This is a genomic window from Roseovarius sp. M141 (assembly GCF_024355225.1).
Classification (GTDB): domain Bacteria; phylum Pseudomonadota; class Alphaproteobacteria; order Rhodobacterales; family Rhodobacteraceae; genus Roseovarius.
Map to the genome: position 1 here is coordinate 973,831 of NZ_VCNH01000008.1, position 19,769 is coordinate 993,599.

Genomic DNA, 19,769 nt, shown 5'->3' on the forward strand with positions numbered 1-19,769 from the left:
GCCTGACCTTGCGAGGCCGTTCAAGCTAGGCGCGCGCCGCGTCCATGGTGGCTTGCCTTGGGCGCGGCGCTTGCATACCGTTCGCGCAGGAGGATGGTCCATGGAGATGCCGACACCCGACGCTGAAATTGTCGCGCGCAAGCCGCAGATCGTGCAGCGGCTGTCAGCGGCGCTGCCGCCCGGCACGATCATTTCCGATGTGGCCGAGACGCGCGCGTATGAATGTGACGCGCTCAGTGCCTATCGCTGTCCGCCCCTGGCCGTCGCGTTGCCGCGCACGACCGACGAGGTCGCGACCGTGCTGCGCCTGTGCAATGAGATGCGCGTGCCCATCGTGCCCCGCGGCGCCGGCACGTCGCTGGCCGGTGGATCGCTGCCGACCGCCGATTGCGTCGTGCTGGGCGTCGCGCGTCTGAATGCAGTGCTGGAGACGGATCTGCCCAACCGCACCATCCGCGTCGGATCGGGCCGCACGAACCTGAGCGTGACTGGCGCCGTCGAGGCGGATGGGTTCTTCTACGCGCCCGACCCCAGCAGCCAGCTGGCCTGTGCCATTGCGGGCAACATCGCGATGAATTCGGGCGGCGCGCATTGCCTCAAATACGGCGTGACGACCAACAACCTGCTGGGCGTGACACTGGTGACGATGGACGGCACGGTGCATGACATCGGCGGAGCGTACATGGATGCCGGGGGGCTGGACCTGCTGGCGCTGATTTGCGGCAGCGAGGGGCAGCTGGGAGTCGTGACCGAGGCGACCTTGCGCATCCTGCCCAAGCCCGAGGGCGCGCGCCCGGTGCTGATCGGATATGACAGCAGCGAGGTGGCGGGCGCCTGCGTGTCCGACATCATCAAGGCCGGCGTTCTGCCCGTCGCCATCGAATTCATGGACAGCCCCTGCATCCGCGCGACCGAGGCGTTCGCCCATGCCGGATACCCCGATTGCGAGGCGCTGCTGATCGTCGAGGTCGAGGGAAGCCCGGCCGAGATCGACGAGCAGCTTGAGATCATCCTTGAGATCGCGCGTCGCCATGACCCCGTCGAACTGCGCGAAAGCGCCTCGGCTGAGGAAAGCGCGCGCATCTGGCTGGGGCGCAAATCCGCGTTTGGTGCGATGGGGCAGATGGGGGATTACATGTGTCTGGACGGGACCATTCCGGTCAGCCAGCTGCCGTTCGTTCTGCGCCGGATTGGCGAGCTGAGCGATGAGTTCGGGCTAAAGGTGGGCAACGTGTTTCATGCCGGGGACGGCAACATGCACCCGCTGATCATCTACGATGCCAACACGCCCGGCCAGTTGGAAAAATGCGAGGCGTTTGGGGCGGAAATCCTGAAGCTGTGCGTTGAGGTGGGTGGTTGCCTGACCGGCGAACATGGGGTCGGAATCGAGAAGCGCGATCTGATGAAGTATCAATACGCGCCCGAGGATCTGGACATGCAGATGGCGGTCAAGGATGTGTTCGACCCCGGCTGGCTGCTGAACCCGGCCAAGGTGTTTCCGCTCGCGCAAAGTGCTGCGCGGCGGATGGCGGCGCAGTAGGATCCGGGGGCGGCGCGTGTGGTAAGTTCTGATTGGATATTTAAGGCAAGAAGAAAGTGATGCGTCCGGAAACTGAACAGGAGCTTGCGCAGATGGTCGCCGGTGCCGCTGGGCCATTGCGCATCGTTGGCGGCGGCACGCGCAGCTATGGCTTGGCGCAGGGCGAGGTGCTGTCGACTGCCGGGCTGAGCGGTGTGACGCTGTACGAGCCGGGGGCGCTGACGCTGGTGGCGCGCGCAGGCACACCGCTGGCCGAGGTCGAGGCGCTGCTGGCGCGCGAGGGGCAGTGCCTGCCGTTCGAGCCGATGGATCATCGCGTGCTGCTGGGGGGGGAGGGCATGCCGACCATCGGGGGCGTGGTGGCGGGCAATGTTTCCGGCCCGCGGCGTATTTCGGTCGGGGCGTGCCGTGATTTTCTGCTGGGCGTGCGGTTTGTCGATGGCATGGGCCGCGTGCTGAAGAATGGCGGGCGCGTGATGAAGAACGTTACCGGCTATGATTTGGCCCGGCTGATGGCGGGCAGCCATGGCACGCTGGGCGTGTTGAGCGAGGTGTCGCTGAAGGTGCTGCCGGTGGCGCGCGCGTCCGCGACTCTGGCGTTGGACGGGCTGGAGCCTGCGCGCGCCGTTGCGGCCCTGTCGCGCGCGCTGGGATCGCCCTATGAGGTGTCGGGGGCAACCCATGTCGTGGCCGGAGCGGCGCGCACCCTGCTGAGGCTGGAGGGGTTTGCGGCGTCGGTCGCCTATCGCGCCGAGCGTCTGAGCAGCCTGCTGGCCGAATTTGGTGACTGGCAGGTTTTGGCGGATGCCGGGGATGTCTGGCGCGATGTGCGCGATGTCGCTGCGCTGCAGGGGGCTGGGGATGTGTGGCGCCTGTCCACGCGTCCCTCGGATGCACCGGCGCTGGCCGCGTGCGTGCCGGGCGCCGATGCTGTGTTTGACTGGGGCGGCGGTCTGATTTGGCTGCGCGTGCCGGAGGGGACGGATCTGCGCGCGGAATTGTGCCGGTTTGATGGCCATGCAACGCTGGTGCGCGCATCTCCTGAGACCAAGCTGCGGCTGGGCGTTTTCCCCCGGTCGGCGGCACCCCTTGCGGCGATTGAGGCAGGCTTGCGCGCGCGGTTCGATCCGCGAGGGATCTTTACCCCGGGGCTGATGGCGCCGGGCGGCAGGGGGATCTGATGCAAACCCATTTCACGCCCGAGCAATTGGCCGATCCCGATACCGAACGGTCGAACGCGATCCTGCGCGCCTGCGTGCATTGCGGGTTCTGTACGGCAACCTGCCCGACATATCAGGTGCTTGGTGATGAGCTGGACAGCCCGCGCGGCCGTATCTACCTGATCAAGGACATGCTGGAGAATGACCGCATACCGGACGCCAGGACGGTGCTGCATATCGACCGCTGCCTGTCCTGCCTGGCCTGCATGACGACCTGTCCGTCGGGTGTGCATTACATGCATCTGGTCGATCACGCGCGCGCCTATATCGAAGAGCGCTACAAGCGTCCTTTGGGCGAGCGCGCGCTGCGCTGGATGCTGGCGCGGATACTACCCTATCCGATGCGCTTTCGCCTTGCCCTGCTGGGGGCCAAGGCGGCGCGCCCCTTTGCGCGGCTGATGCCCGATGCGCGGCTGCGCGCGATGCTGGAGATGGCCCCAGAGCAGATTCCACCGGTCAGCCGCAACGACGATCCGCAGAGCTTTGCGCCCGCCGCGCCGCGCCGCAAGCGCGTCGCGCTGATGACGGGTTGCGCGCAGAAGGCGCTGAATACGGATATCAACGATGCCACCATCCGCCTGCTGACGCGGCTGGGCTGCGAAGTGGTGGTGGCCAAGGGGGCCGGATGCTGCGGTGCGCTGGTGCATCACATGGGCAAGACCGGTGAAAGCCACGCGGCGGCGGCCAGCAACATTCGCGCGTGGAGCGCCGAGATGAATGGCGGTGGCCTTGATGCCATTGTCATCAACACCTCGGGCTGCGGCACGACGGTCAAGGATTACGGGCACATGTTGCGCGATGATGCGCTGGCCGTGGATGCCGCGCGGGTGTCGGCGCGGGCGATGGACGTGACCGAGCTGCTGGCCCAACTGGACCTGCCCGAAGGCGCGCCAAAGGGGCTGACAGTGGCCTATCATGCCGCCTGTTCGCTGCAACATGGCCAGCAGATCAAGACCTTGCCCAAGGATCTGCTGAAGCGCGCGGGCTTTGCAGTGGTCGAGCCCAGCGATAGCCATCTGTGCTGTGGGTCGGCCGGAACCTACAACCTGATGCAGCCCGAGATTTCGCGCCAGTTGAAGGACCGCAAGATCCAGACGCTGGAGGCGCGGGCGCCCGATATCATCGCAGCTGGTAATATCGGTTGCATGATGCAGATCGGCAGCGGCACGGATGTGCCGGTCGTGCACACGGTCGAACTGCTGGACTGGGCAACTGGCGGTCCGGTGCCGCCCAGCCTGGCGGGGCGCGTGCGTGTCACGCCGGATGCCTGAATTTTACCTCAGAGCGTCGGTAGCCGAATCTGCCCGACCTTTACATGATCGGAGACATGCATGCCGCGCCATTTGTTGACGGTCATCATGCTGGCCCTGACCTGGGCCGTCCTGACGGTGCCTGCCGCGCAAGCGCAGGACACCGGGCTGAGGCGGCTCGATACCGGCGATGACGGGCGCGGCTGGGAGGGTGTGGGCCGTCTGGACCTTGCCGGGCGCGGGTTTTGCACCGGGGCGCTGATTGCGCCCGATCTGGTGCTGACGGCGGCGCATTGCCTTTATGACAAGGCGACGGGCGCGCGGCTGGAGGATGAGAAGATCGAGTTTCTGGCCGGTTGGCGCAATGGCCACGCCTCGGCCTATCGCTGGGTCAGGCGGGCGGTGGTGCATCCGTCCTACGCCTTTGGCGGGGTCGCGGCTGCCTCGCGCGTGCGCGACGACGTCGCCCTGCTGGAGTTGCGGCACCCCATCCGCAACGCGCGCGTTGTGCCCTTCGGCACCGACAAACGGCCCCGGACCGGGCAGCGCGTCGGCGTCGTCAGCTATGCGCGCGGTCGCGCGGATGTGCCTTCGTTGCAAGAGGTTTGCGATGTGATGGCCAATCAGGAAGGCGTTCTGGTGATGTCGTGTGACGTGGATTTCGGCAGCTCTGGCGCGCCCATCTTTACGTTTGACGGCGGTGCGCCGCGTGTCGTGTCGGTCGTGTCGGCCATGGCTGATGTGGATGGGCAGAAGGTATCGCTGGGCACCCAGCTGGAACTGCCGCTGAAGGTTCTGCGGGCCGAACTGGCCTCGGGCGGGGTCATGCGCGCGGGCAGCCGACCCTACATGGCGGCTGTCGCCCAGCCGCGCCGGACCGGCGCGAAATTCGCCAAGCCATAAGGCGCTTGGCCGGGCCTTGAAACGGCCGCGCCGCTTACCCAGATATCTAGAGCCGGACGCCGCAAGGGTCCGCGCAAAGGCCGCCTGTCCCATGAGGGAAGGCATAACATACTGTTATCGCTCAATGGAGGATGACCCATGCGAAACTTTGACTTGGCCCCGCTTTATCGGGCCACTGTTGGCTTTGACCAGATCGCGGACATGATGGACCGTGTCCTGACCAGTGATGTCGCACAGCCGACCTACCCCCCTTATAACATCGAAAAGACTGCGGACGACGGATGGCGTATTTCAATTGCCGTGGCAGGCTTTGCCGAGGATGATCTGTCGGTCGAGCTGCGCGAGGGCGCGCTGATCGTTTCGGCCCAGAAGGCAGATGACGGCGAAGAGCGCACATATCTGCATCGCGGTATCGCGACCCGCGCGTTCGAGCGGCGCTTTCAGCTGGCCGACCATGTCCGCGTGACCGGCGCGGCCCATGCCGATGGTATGCTGCATGTCGATCTGGTGCGCGAAGTGCCCGAGGCGCTGAAACCCCGCCGCATCGCGATCGAAAGCCGCAGCGCCAGCAACAAGGACGTTCTTGACACCAAAGCGGTGAACTAGGACGAAAACGCCCCGCCGGATTTCCGGCGGGGCGTATTTGTCAGCATCAGCTGTCTGAGGCTCAGACCGACATGCAGATGTATTTCATCTCCAGATAATCGTCGATGCCGTGGTGGCTGCCTTCGCGGCCAAGGCCGGATTGCTTGACCCCGCCGAACGGGGCCAGCTCGGTCGAGATGATGCCGGTGTTCACGCCGACGATGCCATATTCCAGCGCCTCGGCCACCTTGTAGACGCGGGAAAGATCCTTGGCGTAGAAATAGCTGGCAAGGCCGAATATCGTGTCGTTGGCCATCGCGATGACATCATCCACATCATCGAACTTGAACAGCGGCGCGAGGGGGCCGAATGTCTCGTCCGTGGCGAACTGCATGTCCTGCGTGGCGCCGGTGATGATGGTGGGGGGCAGGAAGTGGCCGTCGCCGTCGGTCGGCTCGCCGCCGCCCAGGATGACTTTGCCGCCCTTGGATTTGGCGTCGGCGACATGCTCCTGCACCTTCGTGATCGCGTCTGCATTGATGAGCGGGCCGAGGGTGACACCCTCATCCAGACCGTCGCCCATCTTCAGCTTTTCGGTCGCCGCCTTCAGCTTTTCCGCGAAAGTGTCGTAGACGCCTGCCTGCACGTAGATCCGATTGGCGCAGACGCAGGTCTGGCCGTTGTTGCGGAACTTGGACATGATGGCGCCTTCGACGGCGGCATCCAGATCGGCGTCGTCAAACACGATGAAGGGTGCGTTGCCGCCCAGCTCCATCGAGCATTTCATGACCTGATCGGCGGCCTGTTTCAGCAGGATGCGGCCCACTTCGGTGCTGCCGGTGAAGGTCAGTTTACGCACGGCGGGGTTCTCGCAGAACTCCTTGCCAATCTCGGACGAGCTGGAGGAGGTGACGATGTTGAACACGCCCGCCGGGATGCCGGCCCGTTCGGCCAGAACGCCCATGGCGGTGGCGCTCAGCGGGGTTTCCTTGGCCGGGCGCCCGACGAATGCGCAGCCCGCGGCCAGCGCCGGGGCGGCCTTGCGGGTGATCATCGCGTTGGGAAAGTTCCACGGCGTGATCGAGGCGGCGACGCCGATCGGCTGCTTGATCACGTTGATGCGCTTGTCGCGCTGGTGGCCGGGGATGATCTCGCCGTAGACGCGCTTGGCCTCTTCGGCGAAGAATTCGATGAAGGACGCGCCATAGGCGACCTCGCCCTTGGCTTCGGCCAGCGGCTTGCCCTGCTCGGCGGTCAGGATGATGCCCAGATCGTGCTGGTGCTCCATCATCAGATCGAACCATTTGCGCATCACGCCTGCGCGCTCCTTGCCGGTCCACTTGGCCCATTCTTTCTGGGCCTTCTCGGCGGCGGCGATGGCCTGAGCCACCTGATCACGGCTGAGGTCCGCCATTTGCGCGATGACGTCGCCGCGCGCGGGGTTTTTCACGTCGAACGTCTTGTCGCCGCTGACCCATTCGCCGTTCACATAGGATTTGTCGGCCAGCAGGCTGGGATCCTTGAGCAGGGATTTGAGATCGGTCTTGCTCATGTCATGCATCCTTTCGGGTTGAATTTGCGACGAGGCAAAGCATCTTGCGCCCGTTTTGTCCATATACGCCGGGCGGGGCAGGTCAGTTATTGCCCAGATACCGGGTCTGCACGCGCGTCCAGTCTTCGCTGCGCAGGTAGGTCAGAAGGGCGCGGTTCATCGGTTCGCGCAGTTCAGAGTCGGTGGGCAGGGCGATGCCATAGTCCTGTCGCCCGATGGCATCTTCGAGAATGCGCACTTCGCCCTCGTAGTTTTGCATCGCGATATATTGCATCAGCGGCTTGTCATAGACAAACGCGCCGATCTGCCCTTCCAAAAGCGCGCCGAACCCGTCCGCGACGTTGTCGTAATGCGCGATGCGCAGGCCGCGCGCGGCCATTTCATCCGCGCCCGTCGTGTCGCTTACGACACCGACACGGTAGTTTTTCAGGTCCGAAACACTCTGGATCGGGGTGCCGAGACTGCCGACCGTCAACGATGCGGCGATGGCGGCGGTAAAGCTGGCGACGATCAGCATGGCGGTGAACATCCAGATCACCCCGACGATCCGCCCGCCCAGTGTCCGCGGCGCCTTGTCGCCATATCCGACGGTGGTCATTGTGACAGCGGCCCACCAGAACCCATCGCCCAGGCCTTGCGCCGTGTCCTTGGGAAATTCCTCGTTATGGCCGCGCTCGAACGCCCAGACGGCGGCGCCGGCGATCAGCAGGACGGTGGACAGCGTGGCGATGGCGACGGCAAACTGCCAAGTAAAGAGGTTGCGTACCACCTGAAACCAGCCAGTGCCGGCCTCCGGGTCGACGGCGATGCCCAGACCGGTGGTATAGTAGGGAAAGGTGAAATCCAGCGCAGCCTCGCGCGCGGGGGTGATGGTGATGGCGGCAGCGGCTGCATCCACCTCGCCTGCCTCGACGGCACTCAGCATGCCACTCAGCGTGTCTTCGCGCCATTCGACGGCGCGGCCCAGATCGGCGGCTACGGCGGTGACGACGTCGATGGCGATGCCAGTCCATTCACCGCCCGCCCCGACAAAGGCAAAAGGCGGCACGTCCTTGGTCGCGATGATCAGCGGGCCGGTCTCCTGCGCCGATTGCGGCGTTGGGGCGGCGCCCTGTTGCTGCGCGATCGCGGGAAGCGCGCCCAGAAGCAGGGCGAAAATCAAGGCGAATGCACGGGCGGGGGCACGTGTTTTGGTTGTCGGCACGGCGTGCGGTCTCCCTTGTTTCCGGATGACGCGCCTTATCGGTATTTGCGGCAGTAGGTGCAAGGGTACAGCGCGCTTTGTCTCTACCCTGCGAAACGCTGCGACCAACAGGGCAGCACATCCCCGGGTGCGGGCCGCGCCATATAGATGGCGCGCGCGATGGCGCGGGCCAGACATGTCGCAGCGGCATGGCCCAGCAGCAGCGTGTCGCGCGCCGGATCGTTCAAATCGTGCGCGCCTGTGCTGGCGGCAAAGACCAGATCACCGTCCATCGGCGTGTGTGACGGCAGCAAGGCCCGCGCCATGCCGTCATGGGCGGCAGTGGCCATGCGCGTGCATTGCGCTTGGCCAAGGGCGGCATCGGTGGCGACGATGGCGATGGTGGTGTTTGCGTCATCGCCCATCTTGGTGCGCGGCAGATGCACCTTGCCATAGTCGCGCGCAGGGCCGAGACCGCCGAACTCATTCCCGATCTCGAACGGCGCGGCCCAGAACTGCGGGCCGTCCGCCACGGTCGCCGATCCCAGCGCGTTAACCGCCACCAGCGCGCCGACGACATGCCCCGAGGGCAGAACGCAGGACGCCGACCCCAGCCCCCCCTTCAGCGTTGCCGTCAACGCACCGGTTCCGGCGCCCACGCTGCCCAGATCGAAACGGGTATCGCAGGCGGCCAGCGCCGCAGCGCCCAGCGGCCCATAGGGGTTTTGGGTCCACCCCTTGGCCCCGCCATTCAGCAGATCGAACAGGATCGCCGCCGGCACGATCGGCACGCGGACATCCCCCACGGCATAGCCGCGCCCGGCGGCCCGCAGCGCATCCGTCACCCCCGATGCCGCGTCCAGCCCAAAGGCCGAGCCGCCCGAAAGCACGAGCGCATCGACCTGTTGCACCGTGCGGTCCGGGGCCAGCAGATCCGTCTCGCGCGTGCCGGGGGCGCCGCCCATGACGTGCACGCCCGCCGTGAACGGCGTATCCGCCGTCAGCACCGTGACGCCCGATTTCAACGCGCCATCGCTGGCGTTGCCGACGCGCAGCCCCGGCACGTCGGTCAACAGGTTTTGGGGGCCGGTCTGGATGCGCATCATGTGGCCTTTCATCACTTTGCAAAATACCTTGCCAGAATCTGTGAAATCGGCAACAACAGCATCAGGTTTGAGCGGTGGCGCCGCTCGCCCGAATCGGGTCAAAGCCGCATAATCAAACAGTCCTGAACGCCGGGACCTTTCTTTTTCTAGGAGGGTCGAAATGACTGAACGTCCAGAAATGTACCGTTTTCACAACGGCGAAAAGGCAGCACTTCAATTCGAGGCGTCCGAGTATGACGCGCGCTTGAAGAAACTGCGCGCGCGCATGTCCGATCTGGGTGTCGACGTGGCCGTGTTCACCTCGATGCACAATATCGCCTATTATTCCGGTTTTCTCTATTGCTCGTTCGGTCGCCCCTACGGTTTGGTCGTCACGGCCGATCAGGATGTGACCATTTCCGCCGGGATCGACGCAGGTCAGCCCTGGCGCCGCAGCCACGGCGACAACATCACCTACACCGACTGGCAGCGCGACAATTACTGGCGCGCGATCCTGTCCGTATCGGGTGAGGGCAAAGTCGTCGGCTATGAGGCCGATCACCTGACGCTGCTGCAGAAATCCAAGCTGGACAGCTTCCTCAAGCCATCCAAATCGGTCGACATCGCGCCCACCACGATGGTGCAGCGTATGGCCAAAAGCCAGGCCGAACTGGATCTGATCCGTCGCTGCTGCAAGGTCGCTGATGTCGGCGGCTATGCCATCAAGGACGCGATCAGCGTCGGCACGCGCGAAATCGACGTGGCCATCGCAGGCCGTGACGCAATGGAGCTGGAGATCGCCAAGGAATTTCCGGATGCGGAATACCGTGACAGCTGGGTCTGGTTCCAGTCGGGCATCAACACCGACGGCGCGCACAACCCCGTCACCGCGCGCAAGCTGGAAACCGGCGATATCCTGTCGCTGAACACCTTCCCGATGATCAGCGCCTACTACGTCGCGCTGGAGCGCACGATGTTCGTGGGCGAGGTCGACGACGCGTCGCTGAAGATCTGGGAGGCGAATATTGCCGCGCACGAATACGGCATGAGCCTGCTCAAGCCCGGTGCAACCTGCTCGGAGATCACGCACAAGATCAATACCTTCCTCGAAGAGCGTCAGCTGCTGCAGTACCGCACCTTCGGCTATGGCCACAGCTTTGGCATCCTGTCGCATTACTACGGCCGCGAGGCGGGTCTGGAACTGCGCGAGGATATCGACACGGTGCTGGAGCCCGGCATGGTCATCTCGATGGAGCCGATGCTGACCATCGCGGACGATCAGCCCGGTGCAGGGGGCTATCGCGAGCATGACGTTCTGATCATCACCGAAGACGGCAACGAGGACATCACCGGCTATCCCTACGGCCCGGATTTCAACGTCGTCGGCTAGGGCTGGTTTCACATGACCTGAAAGGGGGGCGGCCTGTCATGGGCCGCCCCTTGCCAGATGTGTTGCACCGCCGCCGGGGTTGCTTATGCCTAACTTTGCCGCCGTATGGCGTAGTTTGCGGTGGCGATTGCGAACTGTCTATCAGCGTTAACCGCCAGCTTGCTTCGCGTAGTCCTCGGCGTCGAACCAACCGCGGGACGCAATTACCTTGAGGTCACCGTCAAGCTCCCACTCTTCCCAACCGCGGATATTCAAGGGATTGCCAGTGGTCGCTGCATGGCCGGTAAAGGTCCAGACGAAGATGGCGTGATTGCCCGAACAACGAACATCATCACAAGTCAGTGAGAGATCGGGGACATCGGCGTAAAAGCCCGCTGCCATCTCGCGCACGCGCGATCGCCCTGTCCAAGGTTCTCCGCGATTGATGATGATTTCGCCCTCCGGCGCGTAGAAAGATGCCACAGCATCCGCAGATTTCGAGTTCCAGGCAGCCGTATAGTCGGCGGCAATACCTTCTATTACCTTCGGATCGATCATGTGTCGGCCCTCCCAAGCCTGCGAGCGTACATCCTGCCACGAAAATTTACCACATGCGGACGCTGATCGAGTGGCAAGGACCGCTCAGGGCGCGCAGCGGGCCATGCGAGGTTGCGCACCGCACCTGACGCCGTGCGCAATCTACAACACCTCCGGTAAGGAGCGCGTCCAATTCATCCGCTATTGCGCGGCGACGATACTGGTGCGCCGGGTCCGCGCGGGTCACAAGATGCTGCGCCATTGTGCCGCTGCACCACTTGATGTTTCCATGTGGCGCGATTCCGCAGTAACATGAAAAATATAACCAAACGGCGGAGACAAAGTGCTGGCACTGCTCAAGCTCATTCTCATCGGCGGGGCCGTCCTGACGGTGATTTATATTGTGCTGTCGCTCTGGTCGCGGCGGGTACGGCGCGGCAAGCTGGACCGCGAATGGCAGGATACGGGCCGTCCGGGCGCGCGCGATGCCTATATCGAGGCGGGATTGAAGGAATATGATGGGTCGGTGCGACGAAAACTGATCTGGGGCGTTTACATTGTGCCGGTGATCGTGATCACAGCGATCGTGTATTTGACGAATTTCAAGTGAGGGGGGCTGAATGGTCTACATAAAATGGGTTTTCTGGGGCGTGTTCTGGGTGATCATTCTCGCATTCCTGAACTACACACTGCCGCAGCACGATATCGCGCGCATCACAGACACATATGAAAAGCGCGTCGATTTCGGCGAAAACTCGATTTTCTGGGCCGAGTCAAGCAGCGGCAATGCCGTCGCGCCGTCAAGCCGGGACGTCTTCTTCATTCAGGCGTTCCGCACCAACGACAAGCCGATGATCTACCGCAACGAGGATACTGGTTGGGGCTGGCCGCCCTATTTCAAATTCGACACGTCGAATCTTCAGGCCGAAGCGTCTGACCTGATCTCTAAAAGAAGCGCCGGGTCGCCACAGTGGGTATTGATCACGCATTACGGATGGCGCAACGAATTCTTTTCGATCTTCCCTAACGCGATCTCGGTAAAGGCGGTCGAGGGGCCGGACGTGCGTATCATCCCGTGGTTGAACATCATCATCCTGACGTTTTTGGCCGCCCTTTCCTGGGGTATCTGGGCCCGATGGAACAAATTCTGGGCGCGCCGCGAAAAGCGCAAGTTTGACGAATATACCGATGGCTGGGGTTAGGATCCTTGCGAAAGGCCTGCCCCCGGCATCGGGCCAGATTGCGCGTCCGATAGGTCCAGTCTAACATCAGGCCATGGCAATCCCGGTCGAGACGTTTTTCCTCAGCCCTGATGGGGCAGGCACGCTTCAGGCGCGCATCCAGCAGATGATCGCCGAGGGCATCCTGTCGGGTCGGCTGAAAAAGGGCGAGCGGCTGCCGTCATCGCGCAGCCTTGCCACGCATCTGGGCGTCAGCCGCATGACCGTGACGCTGGCCTATAGCGACCTTCAGGCGAACGACTATCTGGCGGCGCGCGACCGCTCGGGCCATTATATATCGGATACCGCGCCCGAACCGCCGCGCTTTGCCTCGCGCCATCCGGGGCAGGACCGCATCGACTGGTCCCGCGCGCTGGGGCAGCGTTTTTCCGGCGGGGCGACGCCGGACCGGCCGCTGAACTGGGCCGATTATCCATATCCTTTCCTCTACGGGCAGACCGACCCAAAGCTGTTCGATCACGCCAACTGGCGCCATTGCGCGCTGCGGGCGCTGGGCATGCGGGATTTTCATGCGCAGGCCACCGACTACTACGATCAGGACGATCCACAGCTGATCGAATTCATCACCCGTCATACGCTGCCAAGGCGCGGCATTCTGGCCGAGCCAGATGAAATTCTGGTGACGATGGGCGCGCAGAACGCGCTATGGCTGACCGCGCAGGTGCTGCTGACCCAGCGGCGCACGGCGGTGGTCGAAGACCCCTGCTATCACGGGCTGCGCGATATCCTGACGCAGTCGCGCTGTCATACCGCCGCCGTCCCGGTGGATGCGCGTGGTCTGCGCCCCGGCGCGCTGCCGGATCATGCCGACGTGATATTCACCACGCCCAGCCACCAATGCCCGACCAACGCCACCATGCCGATGGCGCGCCGTCGCGCGCTGCTGGCATCGGCGCGGGACATGGACGCGCTGATCGTCGAGGATGATTACGAGTTCGAAATGGCGTTTTTGAACGCGCCATCGCCGTCGCTGAAATCGCTCGATCGCGATGGGCGGGTGATTTATGTCGGCAGCTTTTCCAAGTCGATCTTTCCGGGTCTGCGGCTGGGTTATCTGGTCGGGCCGCGCCCCTTCATCCGCGAGGCGCGCGCGCTGCGCGCCAGCGTGCTGCGCCACCCGCCCGGCCTGATGCAGCGCACGGCGGCCTATTTTCTCAGCCTTGGGCATTATGACAGCCTGATCCGCCGCATGTCGCGCGCCTATGGCGAACGCCGGCGCGTGATGGAGGCGGCGCTGGCGCAGCATGGCCTGACCGTCGCGGGGCGTGGCGAGCATGGCGGATCGTCCATCTGGATGCGTGCGCCCGAGGGTGTGGATATGGGCGCCGTCGCGGTCAGTCTGCGCAGCCACGGCGTGCTGATCGAGCCGGGCGCCTCGTTTTTCCACGGCGATGCCCCGCCGCGCAATTATTACCGCCTCGCCTATTCGTCGATCCCGTCACAGCGCATCGGCGCTGGCATCGCCCTGATCGCCGAAGCGCTGAGAGAATAGAGGTGACAACGGGAACGAAATTCTGCTTACTTTGGCAGGGATAGGATATGTTTCCGCCCAAACCGCTGGAAGGGTCTGCCGCCGTGCCGCATCATCAGCCCGATCTTGACCTCAGCCCGCCGGTTTCGGACGAGGTGCGCAAGACGACCTGCTACATGTGCGCCTGCCGCTGCGGCATCAATGTGCACATGAAGGAGAGTAAGGTCGCCTATATCGAGGGCAACCGCGACCATCCGGTGAACAAGGGTGTTCTGTGCGCCAAGGGCAGCGCCGGCATCATGCAGCACAATTCGCCCGCCCGCCTGCGCGCGCCGCTGAAACGGGTTGGCCCGCGAGGGTCGGGCGAATTCGAGGAAATCAGCTGGGACGAGGCACTGGGTCTCGCGACCGACTGGCTGGCACCCCTGCGCGCCGAAGCGCCCGAAAAGCTGGCCTTTTTCACCGGACGCGATCAGTCCCAGAGTTTCACCAGCTACTGGGCGCAGAATTTCGGCACGCCGAATTACGCGGCGCATGGCGGATTCTGCTCGGTCAATATGGCGGCGGCAGGCATCTACACGATGGGCGGCGCGTTCTGGGAATTTGGCACCCCCGATTGGGACCACACCAAGATGTTCATGCTGTTCGGCGTCGCCGAGGATCATGACAGCAACCCGATCAAGATGGGCATAGGCAAGATCAAGGCCCGCGGCGCGCGGGTGATCGCGGTGAACCCGATCCGCAGCGGGTATAACGCAGTCGCCGATGATTGGGTCGGCATCACCCCCGGCACCGATGGCCTGTTCATCCTCAGCCTCGTCCATGAGCTGATGAAAGCGGGCAAGATCGACGTGGAGTATCTGTCGCGCTACACCAACGCGCCGGTGCTGGTGAATGGCGATGCCAAATCGCCCGATCACGGCCTGTTCTTGCGCGATGAGAACGGCAAGCCGCTGGTGATCGACCGGAATACCGGCAAACCGGTAGCGTTTGACACCCCCGGCATCCGCCCCAATCTGCACGCCACCCACCGCGCGGCCGGCATCACGCACCGCCCCGTCATGCACCTGATGGCCGAACGCTATCTCGACCCGAAATACGCGCCCGAGGCGGTGGCAGACCGCTGCGGCCTGACCGTGCCAAAGATCAAGGCGATCGCCGCCGAACTGGCCCGCGTCGCTTTTGACGAGGCGATTACGTTGGAGCGCGAATGGACCGATTTCCGCGGTGAGACGCACCAGACCATGACGGGCCGCCCCGTCAGCTTTCACGCGATGCGCGGCATTTCAGCCCATTCCAACGGCTTTCAGACCTGCCGCGCGCTGCATGTGCTGCAAATCCTGCTCGGCAGTGTCGAGGTGCCCGGCGGGATGCGCTTCAAACCGCCATACCCCAAGCCGGTGTCGATTCACCCCAAACCCCACTCGCGCAGCGCGCCCGGCACACCGCTGGATGGGCCTCACCTGGGCTATGTCGCCGGGCCGGAGGATCTGTGCCTGAAGGCCGACGGCAGCCCCGCGCGCATCGACAAGGCGTTCACGTGGGAAAACCCGCTCAGTTCCCACGGGCTGATGCATATGGTGATTTCGAACGCCCATGCTGGTGATCCCTACAAGATCGACACGCTGTTTCTGTACATGGCGAACATGGCGTGGAATTCGTCGATGAACACCGTCGGCGTGACCAAAATGCTGACCGACACCGATGAAAACGGCGATTACGTCATCCCGCGCATCATCTATTCCGATGCCTACAGCAGTGAAATGGTCGCCTATGCCGACCTGATCCTGCCTGACACCACCTATCTGGAGCGGTTCGACTGCATCTCCCTGCTGGACCGCCCGATAAGCGAGCCAAACGCCGCCGCCGACGCGATCCGCTGGCCGGTGGTGCAGCCGGACCGCGATGTGCGCGGCTTCCAGTCGGTGATGTGCGAGCTGGGCGCGCGGCTGAACCTGCCCGGCTTTGTCACCGGGGATGGCGGCCAGAAATACGCCAATTACGCCGACTACATCACCAATCACCAGCGCAAGCCGGGCATCGGCCCGCTGGCGGGCTGGCGTATGGGGGAACTTGGCACGGTCCACGGACGCGGTGCGCCCAACGCGGCACAGCTGGACAACTACATCGCAAATGGCAGCTTTTGCGTCCAGCACATCCCCGAGGATGCGCAATATTACAAACCGTGGAACATGGCCTATCAGGACTGGGCCGTGCGCATCGGTATCTTCGACATCCCGCATCCCTATCTCTTTGACCTCTACGCCGAACCGCTGCGCAAATTTCAACTGGCCGCCGAGGGGCATGGTGACCGCCAGCCGCCCGACAACCTGCGCGAGCGGATCAAGGCGACGCTCGATCCCCTGCCCATCTGGTATCCCCCGCTGGAGGATGGTCATGTGGATGGCGAAGAATACCCGATCCACGCCCTCACCCAGCGCCCGATGGCAATGTATCACAGCTGGGGGGGGCAAAACGCGTGGTTGCGCCAGATCCATGGGCACAACCCTCTCTATTTGCCCACGAACCTCTTTCAAAAACACGGCTTCGCCGATGGCGACTGGGCGCGCGTCACCTCGGCCCATGGAGAAATCACCGTGCCGGTCGCGCATATGGCCGCGCTCAACCCGCACACTGTCTGGACCTGGAACGCCATCGGCAAACGCAAGGGCGCCTGGGCGCTGAAGGATGGCGCCCCCGAAGGGAGTAAGGGCTTTTTGCTGAACCACCTCATTCACGAACTTCTGCCGCCCAAGGGTGATGGCCTGCGCTGGGCCAATTCCGACCCGGTCACCGGGCAGGCCGCATGGTTCGATCTGCGCGTAAAGATCGAAAAAACCGGCGCCCCGCAACAGGCGCACCCGGTGATGCCGCCGATCAAATCACCCGTAGGGCAGGCGCCGGATGAATTGCAGTGGAAGGTCGGAAAATGACCTGCCTTTCATTTCTTCTTGCCAGAAATATCCCGGGGTCCGGGGCAGCGCCCCGGTCCTGCCTTGCCCGCAACAGCCGACGGATCAATCGATGACCAACCTTCCAACCAGCACCCAGCGCAAACTGGGCCTCGTCATCGACCTGGATACATGCGTCGGCTGCCATGCCTGCGTCATCTCCTGCAAGGGTTGGAATACCGAAAATTACGGCGCCCCTCTCAGCGATCAGCAGCCATATGGTGCGGACCCCAGCGGCACGTTTCTGAACCGGGTTCACAGCTACGAGGTACAGCCTGATCGCGGCGCCGCCCAGCTCGTCCACTTCCCCAAATCCTGCCTGCATTGCGAGGATGCACCCTGCGTCACCGTCTGCCCCACCGGCGCCAGCTACAAGCGGGTCGAGGACGGTATCGTTCTGGTAAACGAAAGCGATTGCATCGGCTGCGGTCTCTGCGCGTGGGCCTGCCCATATGGCGCGCGGGAAATGGACGCGGCCGAAGGCGTGATGAAGAAATGCACCCTCTGCGTCGACCGCATCTACAACCAAAACCTGCCCGAGGAGGACCGCGAGCCTGCCTGCGTGCGCACCTGCCCGGCAGGCGCGCGCCATTTTGGCGATTTCGGCGATCCCGATAGCCATGTGAGCCAACTGACAGCGGCGCGGGGGGGCTTTGATCTGATGCCCGAGCAGGGCACGAAGCCGGTCAACAAATACCTGCCGCCGCGCCCGCGCGACTCGCTCGATCAGACGGATGTTCTCGCCCCTTTCCTTGAACCCGTCGCGCAGGAAACCAAGGGGTTTGTCGCGTGGCTGGACCGCGCGCTGGGGGCGCTCTGACATGCATCCGGCGCCGTCTGTAATTATCTTTACCACGCTGTCCGGCCTCGGCTTTGGCCTGCTTTTCTGGCTGGGCCTTGGGCTGCTGGCGCCGGCCGGGTGGGTCGCCCTTGCGTTTTTCGCCGTCGCCTATCTGCTGGCCGTGGGCGGGCTAATGGCCTCGGCCTTTCACCTTGGCCACCCGGAACGCGCGCTCAAGGCCTTCACCCAATGGCGCAGCAGTTGGCTCAGCCGCGAGGCGTGGCTGTCGGTCGCCGCGCTGAGCATCATGGCAATCTATGGCGCGGGCCTCGTGTTCTGGGGCGTGGCTTGGACGCCCCTCGGCTGGCTGGGCGCGGGCTCGTGTCTGGGCGCGGTGGGGGCCACGTCGATGATCTACACACAGATGCGGACGATACCGCGCTGGCGCACTTGGCTGACGCCCGCGCTGTTCATTGCGCTGTCGCTGGGGGGCGGCGCGTTGCTGGCGGGGCAGATCACGTTTGCCGTGATCCTGCTGCCTGTTGCGGCGGTCGTGCAAATCGCGTGGTGGGTGCGCGGCGATCGCGCGCTGGCGCGCTCGGGCACCGATCTGGAGACGGCCACCGGCCTTGGTCATATCGGTACGCCCCGCGCGTTCGAGCCACCCCATACCGGCACCAATTACCTGACGCGTGAATTCATCCACGTGGTCGGGCGCCGTCATGCGCAGAAACTGCGCGCCATCGCCTTTGTGCTGGGCTATCTGCTGCCGATCCTGCTACTGGGGCTGCCATTACCATTGCCGCATGTCGCTGCGGCGCTGGCGGTGCTGAGCCATATCACCGGCATCCTTGCGTCGCGCTGGCTGTTCTTTGCCGAGGCGGAACATGTGGTCGGGCTTTATTACGGGAAACGCGTAGCATGACTGATCGCAAGAATCGCCCCCTGTCGCCCGCCACGCGCCTTGCGCAGGCGCTGCACCATGTCGAAGAGCGCACCGGCGCCGTCGTGCCGCCCATTCAACTCTCGGCGACCTATGCGCGCGGCGCCGATTACGCGCCGCGCCAGCCCTATATCTACCGCCGCGACAGCAACGAGACGACCGAGCATGCCGAGGCGATCATCGCCGATCTGGAGGGCGCAGCGGCCACCTTGCTGTTCGCGTCGGGCATGTCGGCGGCGGGGGCGGTGCTGGAGTCGCTCGCGCCGGGCGCGCATGTCCTCGCGCCGGGCGTGATGTATCACGGCGTGCTGCAACAGATGCACAAGCATCAGACCACCGGGCGACTTGCCATTACGCAGTATCCTGCGGGTGATCTGGACGCGATGCAGGCCGCCATCCGGCCCGGCCAGACGGCGCTGGTCTGGGTCGAGACGCCGAACAATCCCGACTGGACCGTGACCGACATCGCAGCGGCGGCCAGGATCGCCCATGACGCAGGCGCACGCCTGATTGCCGATTGCACGGCCACGCCGCCCTGCTGCACGCGGGCGCTGGATCTGGGGGCCGATATATCGTTCCACTCCGCGACAAAATACCTGAACGGGCATTCCGATGTCACCGCAGGCGCGCTGTCGGTGTGCGAAACAGGTGCGATCTGGGATGCGATCGCAGATGTGCGCAAACTTCAGGGCACGATCCTGCACAGCTTCGATGCGTGGCTATTGATCCGGGGGATGCGCACGCTGATGCTGCGCGTGGAGCGGCAGACCGAAAACGCGCTGGCCATCGCGCAGCATTTCGAGGGGCATCCCCTGCTGCAATCGGTGCTCTATCCTGGCCTGCCATCCCATCCGGGGCATGGGGTCGCCCTGCGCCAGACGGGGGGCATGTTCGGCGGCATGTTGTCGATCATCACCAAGGGCGGCGAGCAGACGGCCATCGACACCGCCCGCGCCTGCCGCCTGTTCTATCCCGCCACGTCGCTGGGCGGGGTCGAAAGCCTGATCGAACATCGCAAGACGGTATCGGGCCCCGGCTTTGACGTGCATCCAAACCTTCTGCGTCTATCCATCGGGATCGAGGACGCGCAGGATCTGATCGACGATCTGGAGCAGGCGCTGACCCACGCTGTCGGATGATAGGCACCGGCGGGGCGGT

At 64.1% G+C, this 19,769-nt stretch carries 17 protein-coding genes; 13 read left to right on the forward strand and 4 right to left on the reverse strand.

All coding sequences use genetic code 11. The features are described from left to right. Positions 1–100: 100 nt before the first annotated feature. From FGD77_RS08855 to FGD77_RS08875, 5 genes are all read left to right on the forward strand, one after another. The gene (locus tag FGD77_RS08855; RefSeq protein ID WP_255008634.1) at positions 101–1,540 is read left to right on the forward strand and encodes an FAD-linked oxidase C-terminal domain-containing protein; all 1,440 of its coding nucleotides are present in this window, start codon (positions 101–103) and stop codon (positions 1,538–1,540) included. Between the two features lie 59 nt (positions 1,541–1,599). Next, positions 1,600–2,721 (forward strand): FAD-binding protein, encoded by a 1,122-nt coding sequence (locus FGD77_RS08860; protein WP_255008635.1) that lies wholly within the window; start codon positions 1,600–1,602, stop codon positions 2,719–2,721. Beyond that, a complete protein-coding gene (gene glcF / locus FGD77_RS08865) occupies positions 2,721–4,031 on the forward strand; it encodes a glycolate oxidase subunit GlcF (protein WP_255008637.1) in 1,311 nt (436 codons plus the stop codon). The genes FGD77_RS08860 and glcF overlap by 1 nt, the downstream gene beginning before the upstream one ends. Positions 4,032–4,118: 87 nt before the next feature. Beyond that, the gene (locus FGD77_RS08870) at positions 4,119–4,913 is read left to right on the forward strand and encodes a serine protease (protein WP_255014158.1); all 795 of its coding nucleotides are present in this window, start codon (positions 4,119–4,121) and stop codon (positions 4,911–4,913) included. Positions 4,914–5,051: 138 nt separating this feature from the next. Beyond that, positions 5,052–5,519 (forward strand): Hsp20 family protein, encoded by a 468-nt coding sequence (locus FGD77_RS08875; protein WP_255008639.1) that lies wholly within the window; start codon positions 5,052–5,054, stop codon positions 5,517–5,519. Between the two features lie 61 nt (positions 5,520–5,580). Here FGD77_RS08875 and FGD77_RS08880 read toward each other — a convergent pair whose 3' ends face one another. The 3 genes from FGD77_RS08880 to FGD77_RS08890 form a co-directional block, all read right to left on the reverse strand. Next, positions 5,581–7,059, reverse strand: coding sequence for an NAD-dependent succinate-semialdehyde dehydrogenase (locus FGD77_RS08880; RefSeq protein WP_303626360.1), 1,479 nt, complete (start codon positions 7,057–7,059; stop codon positions 5,581–5,583). A gap of 73 nt (positions 7,060–7,132) precedes the next feature. Further along, the gene (locus FGD77_RS08885) at positions 7,133–8,254 is read right to left on the reverse strand and encodes a transporter substrate-binding domain-containing protein (protein ID WP_255008643.1); all 1,122 of its coding nucleotides are present in this window, start codon (positions 8,252–8,254) and stop codon (positions 7,133–7,135) included. 83 nt (positions 8,255–8,337) lie between these two features. Next, the gene (locus FGD77_RS08890; protein WP_255014160.1) at positions 8,338–9,336 is read right to left on the reverse strand and encodes a P1 family peptidase; all 999 of its coding nucleotides are present in this window, start codon (positions 9,334–9,336) and stop codon (positions 8,338–8,340) included. A 163-nt stretch (positions 9,337–9,499) separates the two neighbouring features. Here FGD77_RS08890 and FGD77_RS08895 point away from each other — a divergent pair, with 163 nt between their 5' ends. Next, the gene (locus tag FGD77_RS08895) at positions 9,500–10,708 is read left to right on the forward strand and encodes an aminopeptidase P family protein (protein ID WP_255008645.1); all 1,209 of its coding nucleotides are present in this window, start codon (positions 9,500–9,502) and stop codon (positions 10,706–10,708) included. Positions 10,709–10,855: 147 nt separating this feature from the next. Here FGD77_RS08895 and FGD77_RS08900 read toward each other — a convergent pair whose 3' ends face one another. Beyond that, positions 10,856–11,245, reverse strand: a complete 390-nt coding sequence (locus tag FGD77_RS08900; protein ID WP_255008647.1) for a nuclear transport factor 2 family protein — start codon at positions 11,243–11,245, stop codon at positions 10,856–10,858. A 322-nt stretch (positions 11,246–11,567) separates the two neighbouring features. Here FGD77_RS08900 and FGD77_RS08905 point away from each other — a divergent pair, with 322 nt between their 5' ends. The 7 genes from FGD77_RS08905 to FGD77_RS08935 all read left to right on the forward strand — a co-directional run bounded on the left by FGD77_RS08905 (position 11,568) and on the right by FGD77_RS08935 (position 19,750). After that, positions 11,568–11,834 carry a hypothetical protein gene (locus FGD77_RS08905; protein WP_255008649.1) on the forward strand — a complete coding sequence of 89 codons (267 nt, stop codon included), beginning with the start codon at positions 11,568–11,570 and terminating at the stop codon, positions 11,832–11,834. Positions 11,835–11,844: 10 nt separating this feature from the next. Continuing rightward, complete coding sequence (locus FGD77_RS08910) at positions 11,845–12,426, forward strand: DUF1523 family protein (protein WP_255008651.1); 582 nt, start codon at positions 11,845–11,847, stop codon at positions 12,424–12,426. Positions 12,427–12,499: 73 nt separating this feature from the next. Further along, on the forward strand, positions 12,500–13,957 hold the full coding sequence (locus FGD77_RS08915) for a PLP-dependent aminotransferase family protein (RefSeq protein ID WP_255008653.1): 1,458 nt from the start codon (positions 12,500–12,502) through the stop codon (positions 13,955–13,957). Between the two features lie 83 nt (positions 13,958–14,040). Further along, positions 14,041–16,869: a molybdopterin oxidoreductase family protein gene (locus tag FGD77_RS08920; protein WP_255014161.1), complete on the forward strand. Its 2,829-nt coding sequence runs from the start codon at positions 14,041–14,043 to the stop codon at positions 16,867–16,869. Between the two features lie 91 nt (positions 16,870–16,960). Next, positions 16,961–17,707, forward strand: coding sequence for a 4Fe-4S dicluster domain-containing protein (locus FGD77_RS08925; protein WP_255008655.1), 747 nt, complete (start codon positions 16,961–16,963; stop codon positions 17,705–17,707). Position 17,708: 1 nt separating this feature from the next. Continuing rightward, positions 17,709–18,593 (forward strand): DmsC/YnfH family molybdoenzyme membrane anchor subunit, encoded by an 885-nt coding sequence (locus FGD77_RS08930; RefSeq protein WP_255008657.1) that lies wholly within the window; start codon positions 17,709–17,711, stop codon positions 18,591–18,593. Beyond that, positions 18,590–19,750: a PLP-dependent aspartate aminotransferase family protein gene (locus tag FGD77_RS08935; protein WP_255008658.1), complete on the forward strand. Its 1,161-nt coding sequence runs from the start codon at positions 18,590–18,592 to the stop codon at positions 19,748–19,750. The genes FGD77_RS08930 and FGD77_RS08935 overlap by 4 nt, the downstream gene beginning before the upstream one ends. The last annotated feature ends 19 nt before the right edge of the window (positions 19,751–19,769 follow it).

Bases quoted from the DNA above. Each gene is read 5' to 3' on its own strand.
- FGD77_RS08855 (WP_255008634.1), top strand. From the start codon at position 101: ATGGAGATGCCGACACCCGACGCTGAAATTGTCGCGCGCAAGCCGCAG.
- FGD77_RS08860 (WP_255008635.1), top strand. From the start codon at position 1,600: ATGCGTCCGGAAACTGAACAGGAGCTTGCGCAGATGGTCGCCGGTGCC.
- glcF (WP_255008637.1), top strand. From the start codon at position 2,721: ATGCAAACCCATTTCACGCCCGAGCAATTGGCCGATCCCGATACCGAA.
- FGD77_RS08870 (WP_255014158.1), top strand. From the start codon at position 4,119: ATGCTGGCCCTGACCTGGGCCGTCCTGACGGTGCCTGCCGCGCAAGCG.
- FGD77_RS08875 (WP_255008639.1), top strand. From the start codon at position 5,052: ATGCGAAACTTTGACTTGGCCCCGCTTTATCGGGCCACTGTTGGCTTT.
- FGD77_RS08880 (WP_303626360.1), bottom strand. From the start codon at position 7,059: ATGCATGACATGAGCAAGACCGATCTCAAATCCCTGCTCAAGGATCCC.
- FGD77_RS08890 (WP_255014160.1), bottom strand. From the start codon at position 9,336: ATGCGCATCCAGACCGGCCCCCAAAACCTGTTGACCGACGTGCCGGGG.
- FGD77_RS08895 (WP_255008645.1), top strand. From the start codon at position 9,500: ATGACTGAACGTCCAGAAATGTACCGTTTTCACAACGGCGAAAAGGCA.
- FGD77_RS08900 (WP_255008647.1), bottom strand. From the start codon at position 11,245: ATGATCGATCCGAAGGTAATAGAAGGTATTGCCGCCGACTATACGGCT.
- FGD77_RS08910 (WP_255008651.1), top strand. From the start codon at position 11,845: ATGGTCTACATAAAATGGGTTTTCTGGGGCGTGTTCTGGGTGATCATT.
- FGD77_RS08915 (WP_255008653.1), top strand. From the start codon at position 12,500: ATGGCAATCCCGGTCGAGACGTTTTTCCTCAGCCCTGATGGGGCAGGC.
- FGD77_RS08925 (WP_255008655.1), top strand. From the start codon at position 16,961: ATGACCAACCTTCCAACCAGCACCCAGCGCAAACTGGGCCTCGTCATC.
- FGD77_RS08930 (WP_255008657.1), top strand. From the start codon at position 17,709: ATGCATCCGGCGCCGTCTGTAATTATCTTTACCACGCTGTCCGGCCTC.
- FGD77_RS08935 (WP_255008658.1), top strand. From the start codon at position 18,590: ATGACTGATCGCAAGAATCGCCCCCTGTCGCCCGCCACGCGCCTTGCG.